21 protein-coding genes are annotated in these 22489 nt (G+C 26.8%); 4 read left to right on the top strand and 17 right to left on the bottom strand.

The window, feature by feature from the left end; all coding sequences use genetic code 11:
- Positions 1 to 37: 37 nt before the first annotated feature.
- The 4 genes from prmC to ABLL_RS07750 are packed head-to-tail and all read left to right on the top strand — an operon-like array spanning position 38 to position 3668.
- On the top strand, positions 38 to 865 hold the full coding sequence (gene prmC / locus ABLL_RS07765; RefSeq protein WP_014474240.1) for a peptide chain release factor N(5)-glutamine methyltransferase: 828 nt from the start codon (positions 38 to 40) through the stop codon (positions 863 to 865).
- Positions 866 to 879: 14 nt separating this feature from the next.
- Entirely contained in the window at positions 880 to 2847 is a 1968-nt protein-coding gene (locus tag ABLL_RS07760; RefSeq protein ID WP_014474239.1) for a M3 family metallopeptidase, read from the top strand.
- Positions 2848 to 2900: 53 nt separating this feature from the next.
- Positions 2901 to 3371 carry a hypothetical protein gene (locus ABLL_RS07755; protein ID WP_014474238.1) on the top strand — a complete coding sequence of 157 codons (471 nt, stop codon included), beginning with the start codon at positions 2901 to 2903 and terminating at the stop codon, positions 3369 to 3371.
- 18 nt (positions 3372 to 3389) lie between these two features.
- A complete protein-coding gene (locus ABLL_RS07750) occupies positions 3390 to 3668 on the top strand; it encodes a hypothetical protein (protein WP_014474237.1) in 279 nt (92 codons plus the stop codon).
- Here the strand turns inward: ABLL_RS07750 and ABLL_RS07745 are convergent, their stop codons facing one another.
- The 17 genes from ABLL_RS07745 to hpf all read right to left on the bottom strand — a co-directional run bounded on the left by ABLL_RS07745 (position 3669) and on the right by hpf (position 22370).
- Positions 3669 to 4025, bottom strand: a complete 357-nt coding sequence (locus ABLL_RS07745) for a sirohydrochlorin chelatase (RefSeq protein ID WP_014474236.1) — start codon at positions 4023 to 4025, stop codon at positions 3669 to 3671. It abuts the gene before it with no gap.
- Positions 4026 to 4078: 53 nt separating this feature from the next.
- On the bottom strand, positions 4079 to 5131 hold the full coding sequence (locus tag ABLL_RS07740; RefSeq protein ID WP_014474235.1) for a tyrosine-type recombinase/integrase: 1053 nt from the start codon (positions 5129 to 5131) through the stop codon (positions 4079 to 4081).
- 107 nt (positions 5132 to 5238) lie between these two features.
- Positions 5239 to 5826, bottom strand: a complete 588-nt coding sequence (locus ABLL_RS07735) for a flavodoxin family protein (protein ID WP_014474234.1) — start codon at positions 5824 to 5826, stop codon at positions 5239 to 5241.
- 10 nt (positions 5827 to 5836) lie between these two features.
- Positions 5837 to 6910, bottom strand: a complete 1074-nt coding sequence (locus ABLL_RS07730) for a chemotaxis response regulator protein-glutamate methylesterase (protein ID WP_014474233.1) — start codon at positions 6908 to 6910, stop codon at positions 5837 to 5839.
- Positions 6911 to 6933: 23 nt separating this feature from the next.
- Positions 6934 to 7611, bottom strand: a complete 678-nt coding sequence (locus ABLL_RS07725) for a chemotaxis protein CheD (protein WP_014474232.1) — start codon at positions 7609 to 7611, stop codon at positions 6934 to 6936.
- A complete protein-coding gene (locus tag ABLL_RS07720; protein WP_014474231.1) occupies positions 7608 to 8453 on the bottom strand; it encodes a protein-glutamate O-methyltransferase CheR in 846 nt (281 codons plus the stop codon). The genes ABLL_RS07725 and ABLL_RS07720 overlap by 4 nt, the downstream gene beginning before the upstream one ends.
- A gap of 5 nt (positions 8454 to 8458) precedes the next feature.
- Positions 8459 to 10561 (bottom strand): chemotaxis protein CheA, encoded by a 2103-nt coding sequence (locus ABLL_RS07715; protein WP_014474230.1) that lies wholly within the window; start codon positions 10559 to 10561, stop codon positions 8459 to 8461.
- Between the two features lie 13 nt (positions 10562 to 10574).
- Entirely contained in the window at positions 10575 to 10943 is a 369-nt protein-coding gene (locus ABLL_RS07710) for a response regulator (RefSeq protein WP_014474229.1), read from the bottom strand.
- Positions 10944 to 11110: 167 nt separating this feature from the next.
- A complete protein-coding gene (locus ABLL_RS07705; protein WP_014474228.1) occupies positions 11111 to 13285 on the bottom strand; it encodes a polyribonucleotide nucleotidyltransferase in 2175 nt (724 codons plus the stop codon).
- Positions 13286 to 13291: 6 nt separating this feature from the next.
- The gene (locus tag ABLL_RS07700) at positions 13292 to 13942 is read right to left on the bottom strand and encodes a phosphoribosyltransferase (RefSeq protein ID WP_014474227.1); all 651 of its coding nucleotides are present in this window, start codon (positions 13940 to 13942) and stop codon (positions 13292 to 13294) included.
- Complete coding sequence (locus tag ABLL_RS07695; protein ID WP_014474226.1) at positions 13942 to 16110, bottom strand: LPS-assembly protein LptD; 2169 nt, start codon at positions 16108 to 16110, stop codon at positions 13942 to 13944. Before ABLL_RS07695 ends, ABLL_RS07700 begins: the two co-directional genes overlap by 1 nt.
- Entirely contained in the window at positions 16103 to 16540 is a 438-nt protein-coding gene (locus ABLL_RS07690) for an RDD family protein (RefSeq protein WP_014474225.1), read from the bottom strand. Before ABLL_RS07690 ends, ABLL_RS07695 begins: the two co-directional genes overlap by 8 nt.
- Positions 16541 to 16546: 6 nt before the next feature.
- The gene (gene purD, locus ABLL_RS07685) at positions 16547 to 17812 is read right to left on the bottom strand and encodes a phosphoribosylamine--glycine ligase (RefSeq protein WP_014474224.1); all 1266 of its coding nucleotides are present in this window, start codon (positions 17810 to 17812) and stop codon (positions 16547 to 16549) included.
- Positions 17813 to 18052: 240 nt separating this feature from the next.
- Positions 18053 to 18685: a uroporphyrinogen-III synthase gene (locus ABLL_RS07680; protein WP_014474223.1), complete on the bottom strand. Its 633-nt coding sequence runs from the start codon at positions 18683 to 18685 to the stop codon at positions 18053 to 18055.
- A complete protein-coding gene (locus ABLL_RS07675; RefSeq protein ID WP_014474222.1) occupies positions 18678 to 20249 on the bottom strand; it encodes a SulP family inorganic anion transporter in 1572 nt (523 codons plus the stop codon). The genes ABLL_RS07680 and ABLL_RS07675 overlap by 8 nt, the downstream gene beginning before the upstream one ends.
- Positions 20250 to 20269: 20 nt before the next feature.
- The gene (der, locus tag ABLL_RS07670) at positions 20270 to 21736 is read right to left on the bottom strand and encodes a ribosome biogenesis GTPase Der (RefSeq protein ID WP_014474221.1); all 1467 of its coding nucleotides are present in this window, start codon (positions 21734 to 21736) and stop codon (positions 20270 to 20272) included.
- Between the two features lie 91 nt (positions 21737 to 21827).
- Positions 21828 to 22370 (bottom strand): ribosome hibernation-promoting factor, HPF/YfiA family, encoded by a 543-nt coding sequence (hpf, locus tag ABLL_RS07665; RefSeq protein ID WP_014474220.1) that lies wholly within the window; start codon positions 22368 to 22370, stop codon positions 21828 to 21830.
- Between the last annotated feature and the right edge of the window lie 119 nt (positions 22371 to 22489).

Below are 22489 nucleotides of genomic sequence, written 5' to 3'. Positions count from 1 at the left end.
ATAATATAATCTAAACTTTTAAAAGGTAAATAAATTAATGACGATAAAAGAAATTGTAAGAAAATATACAAATCAATTAAAATTAGTAACTCATATTCCTGCAAAAGAAGTTGAAATACTAATTATGCATCTATTAGAGAAAAACACTATTTGGCTCCATTTAAACTATAATCAAGAGTTTTTAAAAGAAAAAGAACTTGAAATTTTAGTAAAAAAACGAGCTACAAACTACCCTTTAGAATACATTATAAATAAAGCTTCATTTTATGGAGAAATGTTTATTGTAAAAGAGGGAGTTTTAATTCCAAGACCTGAAACAGAAATTTTAGTCGAAAATGCTGTTGAGATTTTAAAAGATAAAAAAGAAGAGATAAAAGTTTTGGAAATTGGAACAGGAAGTGGAATAATATCTGTAATGCTTGCAATATTGATTGAAAATATAAAAATTATAGCAGTTGATATAAATGAAAAAGCTTTGGAATTAGCAAAACAAAATGCTATAAAACATGGTGTTAAAAATAAAATAGAGTTTAGATTGAGTAATTTATATGAAAATATTCAAGAAGATGATATTTTTATGACGATTTCAAATCCTCCATATATTGCAAATAATTATAAACTTCCAACAAATGTAAAATATGAACCATCAAATGCTCTGTTTGGTGGGGATATTGGAGATGAACTTTTAAAAGATATTATAAAACAAACCAATGATAAAAAAATACCATATTTACTTTGTGAAATGGGATTTGACCAAAAAGCTCCTTTGGAAAACTATTTCAAAGAGTTTGAAGTTGAATCTCATAGTTTTTATAAAGATTATGAAAGTTTTGATAGAGGCTTTACTCTAAAATTTAGAAAATGAGAAAGGAATAAAAAATGTTTAAAGAATTTGATTTAAGTAATTTAGAAAATAGTAAAGAATTATTAGAAAAGTTTTTAGATGAAAATAGAAAAAAAGTTGATGAGTTATTAAAAATAGAAAATAAAACTTATAAAAATTTTGTTTTACCTTTTCAAGAAATAGGGGAGAGTATAAATGATTTTTTAACTCCAATCTTTCATATTGATTCTGTTAAAAACTCAGAAATAACTACAAAAGTTTATGAAGAGTGTATTCCAGTTATCTCAAAATATGAAACTGAAATTTCTCAAAATGAAAATATATATCTATCTTTTAAAGATATACAGTCTAAAGAAAAAAGCTCTTTAAATAATATACAGAATAAAGTTTTAGAAAATGAAATAAGAGACTTTAAACTTTCAGGTTGTCATCTTGAAAATGACAAAAAGAAAAGACTTGAAGAGATAAGTTTAAGACTTAGTGAACTATCTCATAAGTTTTCGCAAAACCTTTTAAATGCTACAAAATCTTTTGAAATGATTATTGATAATTTTGAAGATGTAAAAGAAATCCCAGCTTCTGACTTAGAATTAGCAAAATTTGAAGAAGAGGGAATTACAAAATATAAATTTACACTTCAAATGCCATCATATTTAGCATATATTACTTATGGAACTTCTAGAGAAAAAAGAGAAGAGATTTATAAAGCTTATTGTACAAGAGCACCAGAAAATGGAAAAATAATAGAAGAACTTTTAGCTTTAAAAGATGAAAAAGTAAAAATTTTAGGTTTTGAAAACTATGCTCAATATTCACTTGCTACAAAAATGGCTTCAAAAGAAGAAGATGTTGTTTCATTTTTAGAAGAATTAGGGAGCAAAGCTAAAAACAAAGCTAAAGAAGAACTTGAAGAGATAAAAGCTCTTGCTTTAAAAGATGGAATAACAGATTTTAGATCTAGTGATATGTCATATTATTCTGAGAAATTAAAAAAAGCTCAATATGATTTAGATGAAGAATATTATAGACCATATTTTGAACAACAATCAGTTTTAAATGGATTTTTTGATTTTTTACATCAAATGTTTAATATTAAATTTACAAAAGCAAATACTCCTGCTTGGGATGAAAAAGTAAAAGTATATGACTTAAGCGAAGATGGAAAAACAGTTGCTAGAATTTATATAGATTTAGAAGCTAGAAAAGAGAAGCGTGGTGGTGCATGGATGAATAATTGGCATACATACCATAGAAACTCAAATGGTGAAATAAAACTTCCAACAGCTTATATTGTAGGAAACTTCCCACAATCTACAGAAGAAACACCATCTTTATTAAGACATTCAGATGTTGTAACACTTTTCCATGAAATGGGTCATGCTTTACATCACCTCTTAAGTAAAATTGAAGAGCCATTTGTTAGTGGAATTTCTGGTGTTGCTTGGGATACAGTAGAATTTCCATCACAATTCTTAGAATATTTCTCTTATGATAAAGATGTTTTAAAACTTTTTGCAAAACATTATCAAACAGGAGAAGTTTTAGATGATGCAGCTATAAATAGAATTATAAAAGCTAAAAATTTTCAATCTTCTTTAGCAACTGTAAGACAAGTTGAATTTGCATTGTTTGATTTTAAACTACATCAAAAATTATACAAAACTGAAGAAGGGATACAAAATTTATTGGATTCTGTAAGAGAAAAATTCTCAGCAATGATACCTCCAAAATATAATAAATTCCAAAATGGTTTTTCTCATATCTTTAGTGGAGGATATTCTGCTGGATATTACTCATATAAATGGGCAGAAGTTTTAAGTGCAGATGCATTTTATATGTTTATTGATTCAGGAAATATCTTCAATAAAGAGTTAGGAATTAAATATAGAGATACGATTTTAAGCCAAGGTGGTTCGTATGATATGGATAAATTATTTTTCAATTTTGCACAAAGAGAACCAAGTGTTGATTCTTTATTAAAAATTGATGGAATTATTAGCTAAATTTTGTAATAATACGGCTTTTAATAATATATATCAATGAGGATTTAATAACCATGACAAACGCAGAAACAATTTCAAAACTAAATAATGCTTTAAGTACTCTAATTAAGGCATATGAAGAACTTCAAGAAGAAAATAATAATTTAAAAAGTAGAATTACGGAATTAGAAGATGAAGTACTAGACCTAGAGGCAGCAAAAGAAGATTTAGAGAAAAATGTTGATGAGTTTAAAAATCATACACAAGAAGATAAATCAAATATTAGTTCTATGTTAGGTAAAATTGAAAGTATTTTAAATAGAAAAATTGATACTACAAGCAATATAAATAATAATTCTTCTAATACAACAAAAGTTGAAGATAAGAAAGAAGAGGAAGAAGTAAAAGAAGAACCAAATATTTTAAATACAAACCCTAACTCTTTTGAAAATGTATTACAAAAAGAAGAAGTAAAAGAAGAATCAAATAGTAATAAAATTGATTTAAATAGAATGGCTTCTTTATTAAATGGTTTTAATCATTAATCAAAGAATTATTTATTTATGATTATTAGTGTAGATAAAGATTCTTTATTTAATTTATTTGGAGTCAATAATTTTTATTCATTGGAAACAACAATAGATAATATGGCTCCATCATTAGTAGAATATCATTTATCAAATTTTTATAATTACAATAATGATAATGTATATTTTAATAAAAGGGATGTAGAAGAGAGTGTTTCTATAGGAGAATACAATATATATATTGATTATGATAAAAATATTTATTTAGAAGTTACAGAATCAAACTTAGATGATAATACTCAAACTCTTTGGTAATCAAGAGTTTGAAATTATCATATTTTCAATGCCATTACATAAACCAATATGGGGTAATAAAATAAACTCTAATTCAGGATATTGTTTTTTGAATTTTTTTATTTCACAAGGAATATCTTCAGTTACATGTTTTCCTGCAGCTAAGAAATAAGGAAAAATCTTAATTTTTTTACATTTTTTACTTATTGCATTATTTATTGATATAAATAAAGAAGGATCTGTTGATTCTAGAAAAGCATGAAAAACATGAAGATTTGTGTTTTCATTTGACTCTTTAATTTTTTCTACAATTGTTACGATTTCATCATTTGAACTTTTCATTTTACTACCATGAGCTACAATTATTAAAGCTTCCATTCTTTCATCCTTTCTCTTAAATTAAATATTTATTTATATTACAGAAATATTATTTAAAATATCTCTGTAGTTTTACGTAATCTTTCTTTATCAAAGTGTGTATAAATTCTAGAAGTATTAATATCTGCATGACCTAAAGCTTCTTGAACAAGTATTAAATCATGATGTTTTGCATAAAGTAGGGTTGCAAAACTGTGCCTTAACATATGTGCACCATTTTTTTCTTTTCTAATTCCAGCACTTATTAAGATATTTTCAACAATTCTACTTATATAAGCTTGCGTTAATCTGTCACCTTTTTGATTACAAACTAACAAATCACTATTACAAACTCGCATATCTAACCAATTTTTTAAATCAGTTTCAATAATTGAGCTTTTTATCATTACAACTCTTGGTTTATTACCTTTACCTCTAATTTGAAGTAAATAAACATTATCTTCTTTAAACATATCTTTGATTTTCAAATTTAGTATTTCACTAACCCTAATTCCAGTATAAATTATAATTTTTAATATTAATCTATTTCGATAAGAAGTATTATCTGAAAACTCAAAAGTATCAATTGCATTTAAAAATCTATCAATTTCATCTTTATTCATAAAAGAGGGTAGTTTTGTGCCACTTTTTCCACTTAAACCTCCCCAATTTTTTAATTCAATTTTAAATAAATATGAACTTCCATCTTCATTTTGATTTTGCTTATCTATATATGAAAATAGTGATAATAGGGCTATTCTATGGTTTTTTTTAGAGGCATCAGATAATGAGCTAGTTTCACTTGCTAAAAAATCACTAAGTAATTCTTCATCTATTTCTCTCATTGAAGCAAGTCCAAGAGTTATAATAAAATTGTATAATTTAAATAGAGGATTAAAATATGTATTAACACCAGCTAACCCAATATTTCTAGCTTCTTTGACAATAGTAGCTAATTCATCAATAGATTTAGTTCCTTTTACTAATTGTTGAATTATAGAAGCTAATTTTTCTTTATCTGTAACTTGTCTGTTTGATAGTGTTGTAAGTTTATTTCTAACAAATCTTTCAATCCAAAATAAAAATGTATCATTAAAACTATTCTTAAAATCTAAATCGTATCTCATCTTAATCCTAATCAATTAATATTTAATGAAAGTATTATATCAGAAGATAAATTTATTTTAGTATTGAAAACTATAATTTTCAAACTAAAATAAATTTAGAATATCTATTATGAGTTATTGACTAATTTATCTGCCATTTCTTTTAATCTTTTAGCATAATCTTTAATTAAATCATTTGTAGGAATAATTACTTGCCAGTCTAATACTTTTGCTCCAATAGAAACTGATGCTTCTTCCATATACATTCTTGCCATGTAAAAACTATGATTCATAAAATATTTTGTTGTATTATAATTTATTAAAATAGAAGTTTTATCCAAAATTGTTTTTCTTGGAGTTGAATGAGCTTGTCCATATGGCCAATAATGATATGCGATTAACCTACTTTCAACTTTTTCAAATAACTTATTTCTATTAAATAAATCATTTCTATCAGCTACAATTACAAATGCCGTAGCTTCTTCAATTTTATCAAGTAAATCATTCATATCATCTTTTATAACACATTTTGTAGGATTATCACTTTTTATTAAAGTGCAACATCTACATTGTGTACATGTAACAATTTTGAAATCTTTAAATCTTATTCTTTCATTTTTTATATTTAAAGAATCAAAATAATTTATGAGAAAGCTTATTATATCTTCAATATTTTTATCTGATTTTTCAGTGCAATCAATTATGTTTATAAACATTTAAAAGACATTACCTCTTTTTTCCTTTAGAAAAATCTATAATGTAATCTGCAATTTCATCTAAATGAACGATATCTTTTACAGCTCCTGCTTGAATTGCTTTCATAGGCATTCCAAAAACTACACAACTCTCTTCATTTTGTGCAACTGTATATGCACCATTATCATGCAATTCTTTCATGGCAATTGTTCCATCATCACCCATTCCAGTCATCATAACAGCCATTGCAGCACCACCAACAGCATTATTTACTGATCTAAATAAAACATCAACACTTGGTTTATGTTGACTTACTTTTTTTGTATCTAATAACTTAGTTCTATATTCATTAGCATATTTTTCAATAGTAAGATGCATATTTCCAGGAGCTAAATATCCATGCCCTCTTTCTAAAATCATTCCATCTTTTGCTTCACAAACATTAACTTCAGAATTATCATTTAATCTTTGTGCAAAAGAGTTTGAAAATCCATAAGGTATATGTTGAGTTATTAATATTGGAGGTAAATCTCCAGGTAATCGTTTAAAAACTTTTAATAAAGACTCTACTCCACCTGTTGATGAACCAATTGCAATTAATTTCATTCCTGGAAAAGTTGAAGCTCTAAGAGGAATCACTTCATCTGGATGTACTTTATATTCCACATTTATAGTTGGCTTATAATTCTTTTTTAAAGCAGGTGGTTTTTTTAAAGTATATCTTTTTAATAAAAATGTTAAATTTAAAAGAGTATCTTTTATTCTATGTTGAAATGAAATCATTGATTCACCAGTATCAGGTTTTGGTATAAAACCCACTGCTCCATCATCAAAAATATCATTACCTCTAACACTTTCACCTGAAATAACAACAGCAGGCATTGGATGTAATCTCATTAAATTTCTTAAGAATGTAACACCATCCATTTTAGGCATATTAATATCTATTGTTACTAAATCAGGTTCATACTCTTTTATTTTTTCTCTTGCATCATATGCATCAGTTGCTACACCAATAACTTCAAACTCTTCAATAGAATTTATCATATCTTTTATAATTCTTCGCATTGATGGCGAATCATCTATAACTAAAACAGTATACACTTATCTTTCCACCCTACTTTATTTTAGAAAAGTTCAATTTCCATTTGAGGTTCAACTTCTTTAGTATCAATACCAAATAAATCAACTCCACCAACATATTCTTTGATAACAGGTGCTTTTGTAATTTCTTGTTGTAAATATTTTTCTTCTGACAAAATTTTACTATCTGTTTCAGATTTTTGAGTTACTTTAATAAAAGTTTCAAAATCATTTGCTAATAATATTAACCTTCCATGTTCTCCACGTGTATGTTCACTTATTAATTTAAAACCTTCTGATTTACAAAAATCTTTAGCAAATTCAACATTTCTAAATCCAATCGATTGATTAGACATATTTATTTGCATTATATCTGCACCACCTGATATTTTTGCAACCATATTTCCTTTACTACAACCTAATTTATACATTTCATTTAACATAGCTTCAACTGAATATAGACCATATTTCATATCATCATTTGTATTATTTGTTTTTGGTAATAAAAAATGATTCATCCCTTTTATTTTTGTATTTTTGTCATAAAACATAATAGCTACACAAGAACCAAGTAAAGTTTTAAAAGCTATTTGATCTGTATCACTTCCAACAGCAAATTCTCCACCAATAACAGTATGAGTTAAATATCCTTTAGTTTTTTGTGTATATCGAACAGCAGAAGTTTTTTCAATGCTTCCATCTTTATGACCTATTACAATCATATAATTTCCTTTTCCTTTACAAAAATATTTTGTCCTACTCTTTTAACAAAGGGAACTAAATCTTGAGGATTTTCTGAATGTCCTAGATATAAAGTTCCACCTATTTTTAAATGACTAAATAGTTTTTTTAATATTATATTTTGGTCTTCAGCAGAAAAATATATCAATACATTTCTACAAAAAATCACATCAAATTGATTTTTAGAAAAAGGATAAGATGAACTACTTAAATTCATAACATGAAAAGTTATCATCTTTTTTAGTTCATCATTTACTTTTATAAGAATTTCTTCTCCTGAAAGATTTTTTTGAACTCTTCTTTTAAAATACTTTTGAGGTTTAATCCAAGAAGGAAACTCTTTTGATGATTTTGAATATCTATATATTCCATTTGCAGCGTATTGTAATACACTTGTATCAATATCTGTTGCAATAATAGATGCGTTAATATGTTTTCCTAAATCTTCCATTGCTTTAAAAACAGTCATTGCCATAGAATAAGGTTCTTCTCCTGTAGAAGAAGCAGAACAATACATATTTATTTTATTGCCACTAGTAGCAAAATTGGGAAGAATCCTATCTTTCAAATCTACAAAATGAAAATCTTCTCTAAAAAAATGAGTTTTATTTGTAGTAAAAGAATTAATAAATTCTGTTACATTATTTCCTTCTTCAATAGAATTTAATAAATCCATAATATCACCAGAATATCTACAATTTCTTTTTAATTTATCAATTCTATTTGAAATCATAATATCTTTATTCTCTGAAAGAGTAATACCTGTTAAAGAATAAAGAAGTTTTTTTACTTTATTATGAACATCTTGCGTCGTATAAGCCATATATTTTATGAAGCCCTTTTTGCTAAGTTCATATCTTTCTCAATTTTAATTTGGGCATTGATTATTCCAACTACATCTAAAATTAAACCAATACTTCCATCACCTCTTACAGTTGCAGCACCAATTCCTTGAACACTTCTAAAGTTTTTATCTAAAGGTTTAACAACAACTTGATGTTGATTTAAAAACTCATCTATTGATAAAGCTACTTTAGTATTACCAGATTTAACAACAATTAACATACCATCTTCTAATTTATCAAAACTTTTTTCCAAACTAAACAATTGATGTAATTTTACAACAGGAATAAATTCTTCTCGTAACATTAATAAATCTTGTGTTCCATCTCCAATTTTTTTAATCATATCTGAAGTTGGTTGTAAAGATTCTACAATTGAACTTAAAGGTAAAATATATTTTTGATTTCCAACTCTTATATCTAAACCATCTAGAATTGCAAGAGTTAACGGTAACATAATAGTAATAGTTGTTCCCTCTCCTAAATGAGTATCAAGTTTAATTGCTCCACCTAGTTTATGAATATTTGTTTTAACAACATCCATTCCAACACCACGACCTGAAATATCTGTTATCTGATCTGCTGTTGAAACACCTGCTCCAAAAATTAATAAAGCTTTTTCATTTTCAGTCATTGAATTATATTGATTTTCATCAATTTGACCTTGCTCAAGAGCTTTTTGTGCAACTTTTTCTGAGTTAATTCCCTTACCATCATCTTCAATAGTAATAATCATTTGTCCATTTGCTTGCTCTGCTGAAATACTTATTGATCCAACTTCAGGCTTTCCTGTTAGTTCTCTTTCACTTGGAGTTTCTATTCCATGGTCTAAAGAATTTCTAATAATATGCATTAAAGGATCTGTTAATCCTTCACTCATAGCTTTGTCAATTTCAACATTATCTCCATAATGTTTAAATTCAACTTTTTTACCAAGTTTTTTAGAAATATCTCTTACAACTTTTGGGAATTTTGAGTAAATTGAATCCATAGGAACCATTCTAATACTCATAATTGAATCTTGCATATCTCTTATATGTCTTTCAAGTAACTCAAGTCTTTCTAATACAGAATTTCTTGTTTTTGATTCTTCAATTGTTGATGAAAATTGTGTTAACATTGCATTAGTTATAACTAAATCTCCAACATTATTCATTAATAAATCAATTTTATCTAGATTTACTCTAATACTGTTGTTATTATTAGAAACAGATTTTTTAGTTGTTGCTTCTTCATTATCTTCTGAAGCAGTTTTTTGTTTTCTAACTACAGGAGTATTGTTTTGTGCAGGTTTTGTTTTTTCAATTTCAGATTCAGCTATTACTTTTTCTTCAATATCATTTGTCTGCATCACTGCTGAAGGTGTCAGTTCAGGCATTTCATCAAAAAATCCAAAATTATCTTTATCTTCATTTGATATTTTGAAATCACTATCTTTTGTATTTTTTGAAATTGTTTCTAAATCATCATCATAGAAACCTATATTTTCATGTTCTTCATCAATTTCATCATCTGCAAAAATTCCATAAGGTTTATTTTTATTATCTCTTTGCTCATTTAAATCATCATCAAAAAAACCAAAATTATCGCTATCAACAACAACTTCTTCTTTTACTTTTATAGGTTCTTCTTTAGGTTTTTCAATTTTTTCAACAACAGGTTGTTCTACTTCTTTTTTTGCAACATTTCCACCGTTAGAATAAGCTCTTATTTCTTCTAATAATGAACTAGTCATTTCAGTAAAAGTATCTCTATCTAATTTATCTGCAACCTCAAGGTCCAAAATCTCTTTCATTACATCAAGACCATCTATTAATGTTTCAGCCATTTCTGGAATAAATTCAATTTTATGATTTCTTAATTTATCCATCAAGTTTTCAACATCATGAGTAAATTCAGCAAATAAAGCTAATTCTACAGAAGCACCACTACCTTTTAAAGTATGTACATCTCGAAATAACTGCCCCATTTCTTCATCAGTTAAAGTACCATTATTTTCAGCTTCTAAAAGAACATTATCCGCTGATTCAAAAAGTTCTTCAGCTTCTTCAAGAAACATTTCCCTATATTTAGAAATATCAAACGACATGAAAGCTCCTTTATTATCTACTTAACACTATATTTACTGCTTTTAATAACTGATCTGGTACAAATGGTTTTACAATCCAACCAGTAGCTCCTGCAGCTTTACCTTTCGCCTTCATCTCATCACTTCTTTCTGTTGTAAGTACTAAAATAGGTTTTTTTGAATATTGTGATATTTTTCTTAATTCACCTATTAATGTTAACCCATCCATATTTGGCATATTAACATCTGTAATTATTAAATCAAAATCTGCAGCTTTTGCTTTTGCTAAACCATCAACTCCATCAACGGCTTCAGTTACATCAGTATAACCACCCTCATTTAATGCATAGTTTAGCATATCTCTTAGCATTGTAGAATCATCTACTATTAAAAGCTTAGCCATATTAGAACCCCTTAAGTTTGCTTATAAAAAATTATTTTTACTATACTAACGTAAGAAATATTAATTTAGGATTAGAATTTATTATAATTTTTTATTATTGTCTGATAAATTGGTAAAATCGTTATTTTGTAGGGATATGTAGATATAAATTAATCCTTTTTTAAGGATTAATTTGAAGATAATTCTATTCTATCTTTTTTTACTTTTAAAACTTTTACTTCTATTTCTTGACCAACAGATAAAACATCTGAAACATTATTTACTCTCTCTTTAGAAATTTTTGAAATATGTAAAAGACCTTCTCCACCTTTTGGTAAAAGAATAAATGCACCAAAATCAACTACTCTTTCTACTTTTCCAGTTACAACTTCATCAACAGCGTATAATTTTTCAAAATCAACATTTTTTGGAGCGTCTTTTCTTGCAGGAGCATTATTTGAGATTGTTTTTATATGTTCACAAGCATCAAGAACATTTTGTTTATTTCCTCCACTAACTTTTACTGTTCCACTATCTCTATCTAAATCAATTGAAACAGTGAATTTTTCAATTATTTCTTTTATAGTTGCACCTGCTTTTCCAATAATTACCATTATTTTACTTGGATCAATTGCAAATTGTTCTACTAATGGTAAAGCTTCACTTGGAACGATATCTTTAGCAGCTTCATTCATTAAAGATAAAATATGAACTCGACCTTCTTTTGCTTGAAGTAATGCTTCTTTTAATACTGATAATTCAATTCCACCTAATTTAATATCCATTTGTAAAGCAGTAATTCCTTTATTCGTTCCTGCTACTTTAAAATCCATATCACCATCATGATCTTCTAATCCCATAATGTCAGTTAATACTGAATAATTATCTCCTTCAACAACCATACCCATTGCAACACCTGCAACTAAATCAGAGATAGGTACACCTGCTGCTTTTAGTGCTAATGAACCACCACAAACAGTTGCCATTGATGAAGAACCATTTGATTCTAAAATTTCAGAAACTAATCTTATTGTTTCTGTATAATCATCATCAATTGTTGCTTCCAATGCTTTTTTTGCTAAATTTCCATGTCCTAATTCACGTCTGCCAACACCAAACATAGGTTTTGCTTCACCAACAGAAAAACCTGGAAAATTATAATGTACCATAAATCTTTCCATTGAAGTTGATTTATCAGTTAAAACTTCATACATTTGTCCATCTTTAGGTCCTGCAATTGTACCTATAACTAGTGCTTGTGTTTCACCTCTTGTAAATAAACAAGAAGAGTGAGTTGATGGTAAAATATTAGTTTCAATTGTAATTGGTCTTACATCTTTTAAACCTCTTCCATCAGCTCTTACTTTATCGCTTACAATCATATTTCTTACAATTTCTCTTTTTACAATAGAAACGGCTTCATAAATAGTAGTAAAATCTAATTCGTTTGTAGAACAATATTCATTTGAAGATATCATTTTGGCAACATCTTTAAGCTGAGTAGCTCTTTCACTTTTTGCTAATTTTTTAATTGCCTCTTTTATTTCATTTGAAAAATTATCTCTTACATAATTTATAACTGATTCATCAATTGTAAATTTGATTAACTCTACTTCTACTTTTTCTTTGCATACTTCTTCAAAAGCTTTTTCATAAGTTAAATTTGACTCTTTTAAAGCATTTTGCGCAAAAGAAATAGCTTCAACTAAACTCTCTTCATCCATTTCATTTGTATTATGAATTTTTGTAAATGCTTCTATATCAATTTCAACTAATTCACTTGACGATATAGTTTTCATTTCTATCATTAATAATTCATCTTTAGAACCAGCTACATATAAATCTAAAGTAGAATTTTCTAATTGTTCTGATGTTGGATTAATAACTAATTCATTTTCAATTTTTCCTACTCTTACTCCACAAACTGACTTTTTTATTGGTAAATTAGAAGTATATAAAGCTGCATTTGCTGCATTTAATGATAATGTTTGTAAATCAACATCTTTATCTGCACTTAATACCATTACTGTGATTGTTGTAGGATAAACATATCCTTTAGGAAAAAGAGGTCTTAAACTTCTATCAATCACTCTTGATGTTAAAGTTTCAAAATCACTTGGTTTACCTTCTCTTTTTATAAAACCACCTGGTAATTTAGCAGCTGCATAAGTTTTTTCAATATATTGAACAGTTAAAGGAGTAAAATCTTCACTTACAGGATTATCAAATTCACTTACAACTGTAGCTAAAACTACAGCATTCCCTATTTTCGCTAAAACTGCGCCATTTGCTTGTTTCGCTACTTTCTCAAATTCGAAAACCTCTTGTTTTCCATTTAAATCAAATTCACAAACTGTTGCCATTATTTTTTATCCTTTATTTATTTTTTCTAATTCTTCAAAACTAACATCTTCTAAACTATCATAATAAAAATCAATTTCAACAAAATGATCCAATTTTTTTATGAAATATAAATCATCTGCAATTGATTCTATGGTCGGAATACTAGCTGTTGGTAAAATTGGAGTTGCCACTGAAATAGATTTTGCTTTTAAATTAATTGCAGTTTTTATACAAGCCATCATTGTAAGACCTGTATTTATACCTTCATCAACAATTAAAACATTTTTATTTTCTAATTTTTCAATTTTCTCACCTTGTCTAAATCTATTAATTCTATGTTTAATAGACTCTTCAAAAACTTGCTTAGATTTAGAATACACATAATCTAAACTTATATCAAACGATTTTACTAACTCCTCATGTATTAATACCTCTTCATGCTCTGTAACAACTGCAATTTCACAATCTTCATTATTTGGAGCATAAATTTTTCCTGAAAACATCATATCACATTTACTATTTAAAGTTTTTGCAATAATTTTTGCAATTATAAATCCACCATATGAACTAGAAATTACAGTCCAATCTTCTAATTTCATACTATCAATAGGTAAAACATCTAATAATCTATAAGCTGCTACTTCTCTATTTTTGAAATATATTTTATCAGAATTCATTAGTTGTCATTTTCCATTTTATATTTTTGTTTTATTCCACCTAATGGTTTTAATATTAAATTAACAAAAATTATTTCTTGTTCTTTTGAATCATATTTACTTGTTAAATCATTATATCGAGTTTCTGGAATTACTTCTTTTTCATATTTTAAATCTAAATTCCAACAATTATCATTTATATTAAAACTTATACCTTGTTTATTTCTTGTTTTTTCTAAAATATTATAATTTTCATAATAAGTTATTTTGTAGTCTTTCGATATTTTATAAGAAGTATTAAATCTATATGATTCTAAATCATCTCTATCGTTAAAAGTATTATCTGTTTTTTTCGATTTATAATAACCTGCTGTTAAAGAAAAATCTTCATAAGATAGAGTATTAGATATACTATTTTCAACAAAAGTATTATCATCCATATTATAAACTACTCTTCCAGAAATAGATCCGAAATCATGATTTACTTTTACGTAGTTTTCAAAATCTTCAAATTTTGGATTATCTACTTCATCATAAAGTATAGATTGAGACATTTTATGATTGATTAATTGTTTTAAACTGTTTTTCCCATATAAAGATTGATTCAATGTCAAATTAATATTTTTTTCTTCTTGAGTTATTGGAAATGCTTTTAATGTGTTATACTTTAAATTATTTAATTTTTCTTCATCTGTTATTGGTTTTTCAACTTTTTTAATTGTAATTCCATATAAATATCCCTCCTCTTTTAGATTCTTTGGAATTACATATTCTGCACTTAAATTCATAGTATGTAAATAGTTTTCATAAGGTTTAATTAAATCACTTCCAACTAAAATTGATGTTCTATTTTGTATTAAATTTCCATCTTCATAATCATTATTTGTAAAATTGTCATAATCATATTTACTAATAATAGTTTTATTTTCAACAGTTAAATACAAATAATCATCAAGGAAATATTTACTATAACTAATAGGAACACTTATTTCATAAACATTAGCTGTTAAACCTTCAGGTCTAGTATAATTCATAACTTTTGTATCAATTGAATATAATAGATTATCAATAAATACTTCTTTATTATATGAATGAAAATGTACTTGAGGTAATTCTTGTAACGTATTTGAGTTTGATTTTTCAGATGTGTCTATATAATATCTTGCATAAGTTCCCATATAATAATCAGGAGTATTATAAAAATAATTTATCTTAGATTCAACTTTTTTATCTGTTGAAATACTTTGTTCATCATCCTCTAAAGTTATATATTCAACATCATTTAGATATTTTATAGAAGTAAATAATCCATCTTCTGTATTTTGATTAGCAAAAATATTTTTTCTACTATAATCAACATTTAAACCAAAATGTTCTTGATGATCTAATGAATTTTCTTCTCTATAATCACCATCTTCTCTGAATAAACCACCTTTTACATTTAACATAGAATCAGGTGAATCTGCATATCTATAATATAAATATCCACCTTTTCCTCTAAAAGTTCTAATTTGAGGAACAAATTCTAAATCATAATTTTGTGCAGGTGCAAAATATATTGGTTGAGAGTAATAAACTCCTTCTTCTCTTGAATAACCTAAAGTAGGAAATAATAATCCTGTTCTTCTTGTTTTATCAGTTGGAAATCCAAAATAAGGACTATAAAAAACTGGAACATCTTTTATATATAATCTTGGATTATAAGCATTTATCCATTTAGCTTCTGTATCATAATCTGCACTTGATGCTCTAATACTCCAAGCAGGGTCTAAACAATCACAAGATGAGATAATAGAACTATCTAATTGAATAATCTCTTTTTCTTTATTTGATTCTTTAGTATTCATCCAAATATTGTTAGTATTCTCATATAAAAACATAGGACTTTGATTGGATAGTTCATTTTTTAAATCAACAAAAGCATGATTACTTTGGGTTTGAATATTATTGTCTTTTATAATTAGAACATTATCAAAAAGTTCAAAAGTTTCTTTTTCTTTGTCATAGATAATTTTATCAGCACTTAAATAATAAGTAGGAGAATAAATAACAACACTTCCAACTGCTGTTATTATATTTTCTTTTGAATCTATATTTTTCGCAATTAATTGGAATTTTTCATTATTTATTTCTTGAGCTGTTAATAATGAGGTACTTAGTAGTAGTGAAATTAAAATTTTCTTATACATTTACTACCAACGTTTTACCAGTAATATCATGAAAAGTTCTTCTTCCATCGTTGAAAAACCCCACTAAAAACCCTACATAAAAAAACATTTCTGAAAAAATTCTTCCTACTGCTCTTAAGAAAGATGAAAAGAAAGATACTCTTCCCCAAGAATTTGCATCAATAACTCTAATTTTTGCCACTATTTTTCCTACTGTTGCACCATAATACCAAACAAAAAAAGTTTGATAGATTATTTTTAGTATGATTAATGGCATAACTAAATCTGTTTTCATCAAATACATCATTGCATCCATATTTTGACTAACAGCAAGGATATTTTCCCAAAAAATCACCATTATAATAATTGTAACTAATAAATCATCAATTACAAACGCAAATGCACGAGAACGCATTGAAGCTAATTGAAGATTGTTTGTATTGTCTTGCATATATTTTTACTTTAAAGCTTGATAAGCAATATCAGATCTACATTTTTTGCCTGCAAAATGCACTTGACCGCATAAAGCATAAGCTCTATCTCTTGCTTCTTTTATTGATTTACCAAAGCCAACGCAAACAAGTACTCTTCCACCAGTTGCCATTAATTTATCATCAATTTTTTCAACACCAGCAAAAGAGATATGAGAATTTTGAAGTAAATCTTCATCAACTATTTCATCAACTATAATTTCAGCAGGTGTACTAGAACCATATGGATAATTTCCACTTGCCATTACAACACCAACTCCAAATTCATCTTTTATTTTAATATCTAATTTATCAAGTTGTTTAGTCGCACCTTTATAAAATAATTCAGATACAGGAGTTGCTAATAATGGCATTAAAATCTCACATTCTGGATCACCAAATCTTACATTATACTCTAAAATAATTGGTTCACCTTTTACAACCATAACACCAATAAATAGTACACCTTCAAAAGGTGCACCTTCATTTTGCATACCTTTTAAAGTTGGTTTTATCACTCTTTCTTCAATTTTTTTATAAATATCTTCATTTACAAGTGGTGTTGGAGCATAAGCACCCATTCCACCAGTATTTGGACCTGTATCTCCATCCCCTACTCTTTTATGATCCTGAGCAGCTGGTAATACTTTATAGTTTTCTCCATCACAAATTGCAAATACTGATAATTCATAACCATCTAAATACTCTTCTACAACAATAGATGTTCCAGCGTCACCAAAAGCTACTCCACTTAACATTTCAGAAGCAGCTTTTTTTGCTTCATCTTTTGTTTGTGCAATAATTACACCTTTACCTGCACATAAACCATCTGCTTTTACTACAATTGGTTCGTTCATTGTATCAATAAAATCAAAAGCCTCTTTTTCATTTGATGTTTCTATAAATGCTGCTGTTGGTATGTTATACTTTTTAAGTATATTTTTCATATAAACTTTTGAACCTTCAAGTTGAGCAGCAGCTGCACTTGGTCCAAAAATTGTTAAACCATTTTCTTTAAATATATCAACAACACCATCTACTAAAGGAGCCTCTGGTCCTACAATTGTTAAATCAATAGAATTATCTTTTGCCCAAACTGCTAGTTGATTATAATCTTTTATATTAATATTTGTACCCAATCTATCAGTTGCACCATTTCCTGGCATAAAATATAAATTATGAGCATTTTCTTTGTATATTGCTAATCCAATAGAGTATTCTCTACCACCACTTCCTAGTATCAATATATTCACGATAATTCCTTGTAATGTTTTTAATTAGGTAAGATTACCCAAGTAGCCGTTAACCATCAAATGGCCCACATAAGCCACAAATTGCAGGCAAGTGCAAATTTCAGGAGCGAGAACGCAATGAATCGCTGCACACCATTTGACTACAACTGCCCGCGAAAATTATTTATTCGGACCCACAACAATGGAAATCTCGAACTACTTAGATTCTCTTATTTTATCTAAATATGATTAAATTTGAGTTTAAAAAAAGGAATGCTTCGCTAGATTTATACACTCTTCAATAGATGTTAGAGAACTAATTTCATACTTAACATTTTCAGGTAGAAATTTTGCTGTTGTATTTCCAATAACTATTGCTTTATAAGAATCTTTCCAAGTATATTGTTTAAAAAAGCATTCTACACTCGAAGGTGAAGTAAAAATAAATGTAGAATTATCTTCCAAAATAGCAGTTGATTTTTTACATGAAGTTTTATATGCTATTAGTTCATCTAAAAGAATCTCATTTTTTCTTAAAATATTTGGTAAATCAGATACAGTTTTTAAAGCTTTAATATATAAAACTTTTTTGTTTTTTAATAAAGCTATTAATTCTTGTGCAAAATCATTCCCATGTCCTGAATTACCAATAAACGAAATCTTACCACCCAAATTTTTTATGATATTTGCAGTTTTTAAAGCTATTGCATAAGAAGGGATATTCTTCCAATCTTTGTTAAATGAATCTAAAGAATAAACTGCATTCTTTGATGTAAAAATCAAGGCGTCATATTTATTTAAATCAATTTTTGATTTTATATATTCTATTTGAAAAACTTCTAAATTTTCAACATCAGAGTATTTTTGATTATTTAATAAATAAATTTTAGCCATATATTAACTCATATTTTTGTGTATAATTTATTGCATCATCAAGATTATGATATATTCTTATTTTTTTGAATACATTTAAACTATCAACCGCTAAAACTTTTTTCTTATGTCTATATTTAAGAACTAAAATAATCTCTAAATCTTTACTTTTAAATTTTTCAATTATATCCTCAAGTGTAAAAATCGCAGAAATATCTAAAAAAGAGACATTTCTACAATCAATGATAATCTTTTTACTATTTTTTATTTTTTCTAATCTTGTATCCAAAGCTGAAGCTGTACCAAAAAATAAAGAACCATTAACTTTTATAATTTCAATATCATGATTTTCTATATCAATATCAAAAGATACTTTTGAGTGAGCTGTTTTCATTTGTGTATTTTTTGAAATTTGATATACAGCTATAATTGAAGAAATTGTAATTCCCACACCTACTGCCATAATTAAATCTACAAAAACAGTAAGCAAAAATACTGTTATCATTATAATTAAATCTTGTTTTGATACCTTATTTATTACTTTTAAAAATTTATAATCTAAAATATCAAATCCTACTTTTATCAAAATTCCAGATAATACGGCAAGTGGAATTTGCGAAGCAAGAGGAGCCAAAAATAAAACTATTAATAAAAGAGTAACTGAGTGAACCATTCCAGATAATTTTGAAGTCGCACCACTATTTATATTTATTACAGTTCTCATTGTTGCACCTGCTCCTGGAATTGCACCAAAAAAAGAACAAATAGTATTTCCTATTCCTTGTCCTATCAATTCTTTTTTAGAATCGTGTTTTGTTTTTGTTTTTGAATCTGCAACTATAGAAGTTAAAAGGGAATCAATAGAACCTAAAAGAGCTAAAGTAATAGCTAAAGTTAAAATTGTACTTAATTTTAAAATATCAAATGATATTGGTAAAACAAATTGAGGTAATCCCATAGGAATTTCTCCGATAATCATAACTTTAAAATGGAAAAAGATTGAAAATAATGTTACTAATACCAAGGCAATTAAAGCAGGAGGAATTATTTTTGATATTTTTTTAGGTGTTAAGAACATTATTGCTAGTGTAATTGTTGCAATTAATATAGCTTCATAATTTACTTTTGTTAGTGTATCAGTAAGATGTGTTAATGTATAAACAATAGAACTATATCCTTCAACACCTAAAAAAGGATTTATTTGTAAAATAATTATAATAACACCTATTCCACACATAAAACCTGAAATAACAGGATAAGGAATATATTTTATCCATTTTCCAATTCCTACTATTCCAAAAGAAATTTGCATAAGTCCAGCTAAAAAAACGATTGTCATTACAGTTTGAAAATCATTTGGAAAAGTTGCAATTGCTGTGGCAACAATAACTGTCATTGGACCAGTTGGTCCTGATATTTGAGTTGGAGTTCCTCCAAATAAAGCAGCAAAAAAACCTAATATTATGGCACCATATAATCCTGCAATCGCTCCTGCACCACTTGCAACACCAAAAGCTAAAGCCAATGGTAAAGCAACTACAGCTGCTGTAATACCAGCAAAAATATCATTTTTTACTCTATTCAAGGAATACTCCTAAAATTTTTTTAACTTTTTTCTAAATACTCTTCATCACCCATTTTATCATTTTTACCACGTGCAATTACGTGAATAGGAGTCCCTTCAAAATTAAATTGTTCTCTTAAATAATTAATCAAATATCTTTTATATGTAAAGTGTAAAAGATTTGGTTTATTCATAACAAGAGCAATTCTAGGTGGTCTTGTATCAAATTGAGTTGTATAATAAATTCTTAAATATGCTCCATTTGGACTTGGAAGTGAATGTCTAATAACTGCTTCTTCAATAACTCTATTTAATTGAGAAGTTGGTATTCTTTGCGTATAGTTATTATGAATTTCAATAATTTTATCTTTTAATCTTTCTATACTTCTTCCTGTTTTTGCTGAAACAGCGATAATTGGTGCATAAGATAAAAATCTAAATCTTCTTCTAATTTCTTCTTCAATTTTTTGGAAAGTATCCATATTCTCATCCCATTTATTTAAAACGATAATTGTTCCCAACCCATATTCATCTACAAGCCCAGCAATTTTTTCATCTAAATCAGTAAGTTCTCTTGAAGCATCTAAAATAACTAAAGCCATATTTGCCTTTTCTAACATATCTTTAGTTCTCATTAAAGCATATTTTTCAATTCCTTCAATACTTCCTCTTCTTCTAAGTCCTGCTGTATCAACAAATGTAATTTTTTTCTCTTTATATTCAAAAGATTCATCAACAGGATCAATAGTAGTTCCTGCAATTGGAGAAACAACAGATCTTTCTTCCCCAATAATAGCATTTAGAATTGAAGATTTTCCTACATTTACTCTTCCTATAATTGCTACATTGATTTTATTTTCATCAACTTCTTTATTTATTATTTCTTGTTGAGAAATTTCTTGTTCTTCTTCTGAATAATCCTCTTCATCATCAAAATCAAATTCATTTTCTCTTTGTTTTTTTAAAGCTTCAGCCTCTTCACGTGCTACTGTTTCAAGATTTACAGGAAGATGTTGATAAATCCATTCAAATAAATTTTTTGTTCCTCTATTGTGAGATACAGAAATTCCAAAAAGATTTTCATCCCCTATTCCAAATTCAAAAAATTCCCAAAGTCTTTCAAGTTCTTTATCATTATCTATTTTATTTACAACTAAAGCTAACTCTTTACCTAGTCGTTGAAGCTCATAAAATAATTCTTTATCTTTATCATCTGGTATATTTTTACCATCAACCATAAAAAGTATTATATCAGCCTCTTTTGCCGTCTCAATAGCTTTTCTTTTTACATTTGAAAATATAGCATCATTTGTTTCATCTATTCCACCAGTATCAAGCATTAAAGCTTTTCTATCCAATATTTCAATTTCATGTTTTCTAATATCCCTTGTTGTTCCAGCCATATCAGAAACAATTGCAATTCTTTTATTTGCAATTCTATTGAATAATGAAGATTTTCCCACATTTGGTTGTCCAATTAGTGCGATTTTTTTTAGTGTTTTATCCATAAGTATTTTTAATCCTAATTTTCTTTATATTATAAATTAAAAAAGGTATTAGCATTTTAGCTAATACCTTTTAACTAAATATGAGTTTTTATTAATATAACCCAAATTTTCCTTCAACTGAGCTTTTATATAAAACTCTCATATTATCATCTTTATCATAGAATACTTTAAATGCTGAATCTGATGCTTTTAAATCTTCTAAAGCTTCTTCTATATCAATTGGTTTATAAGATGTTAATCTTACAGGAGTAATTTCATCTTCAAATTTCTCTAATTCTAAAGCTATTTTATCTTGAATTTCATTAGCTACAACTTCAGCTAATTTAGTAGCTTTATGAGCTGCTATTTTATCATGATGTCTTCTTAATACTTTTGATACTCTATCAACAGCAATATCAATAGCAGAATATAAATCTTTATCTTTTTGTTTTACAACTATTGTATCTAAATGCGCAATATTTAAAGTAAATTCAAATGAGAAAGCTTTTTTACCTAATTTTTCGTCTTGAGAAATAATTGAGTTTACAGAAATAATATCTAAATTAAATTTTTTAAATACTTCTACTGAACTATTAATGTAATCTTTAATTGCATCTGTTAATTCTATGTGTCTTCCTACAATACTTGTATTCATAACATACTCCTTAATAATAATTTATATATTCTAACATAAAAAAGATAAAATGGGTACTTTTCTCAAAAAAATAACCCTTGTATAACCTTGTAATTACTGTAAAATGAATAATTATATGA

This window comes from Arcobacter sp. L (assembly GCF_000284235.1).
GTDB lineage: Bacteria > Campylobacterota > Campylobacteria > Campylobacterales > Arcobacteraceae > Aliarcobacter > Aliarcobacter defluvii.
Note: the sequence above shows the minus strand (reverse complement) of the source record. Positions and strands in the feature narration are given on the sequence as shown.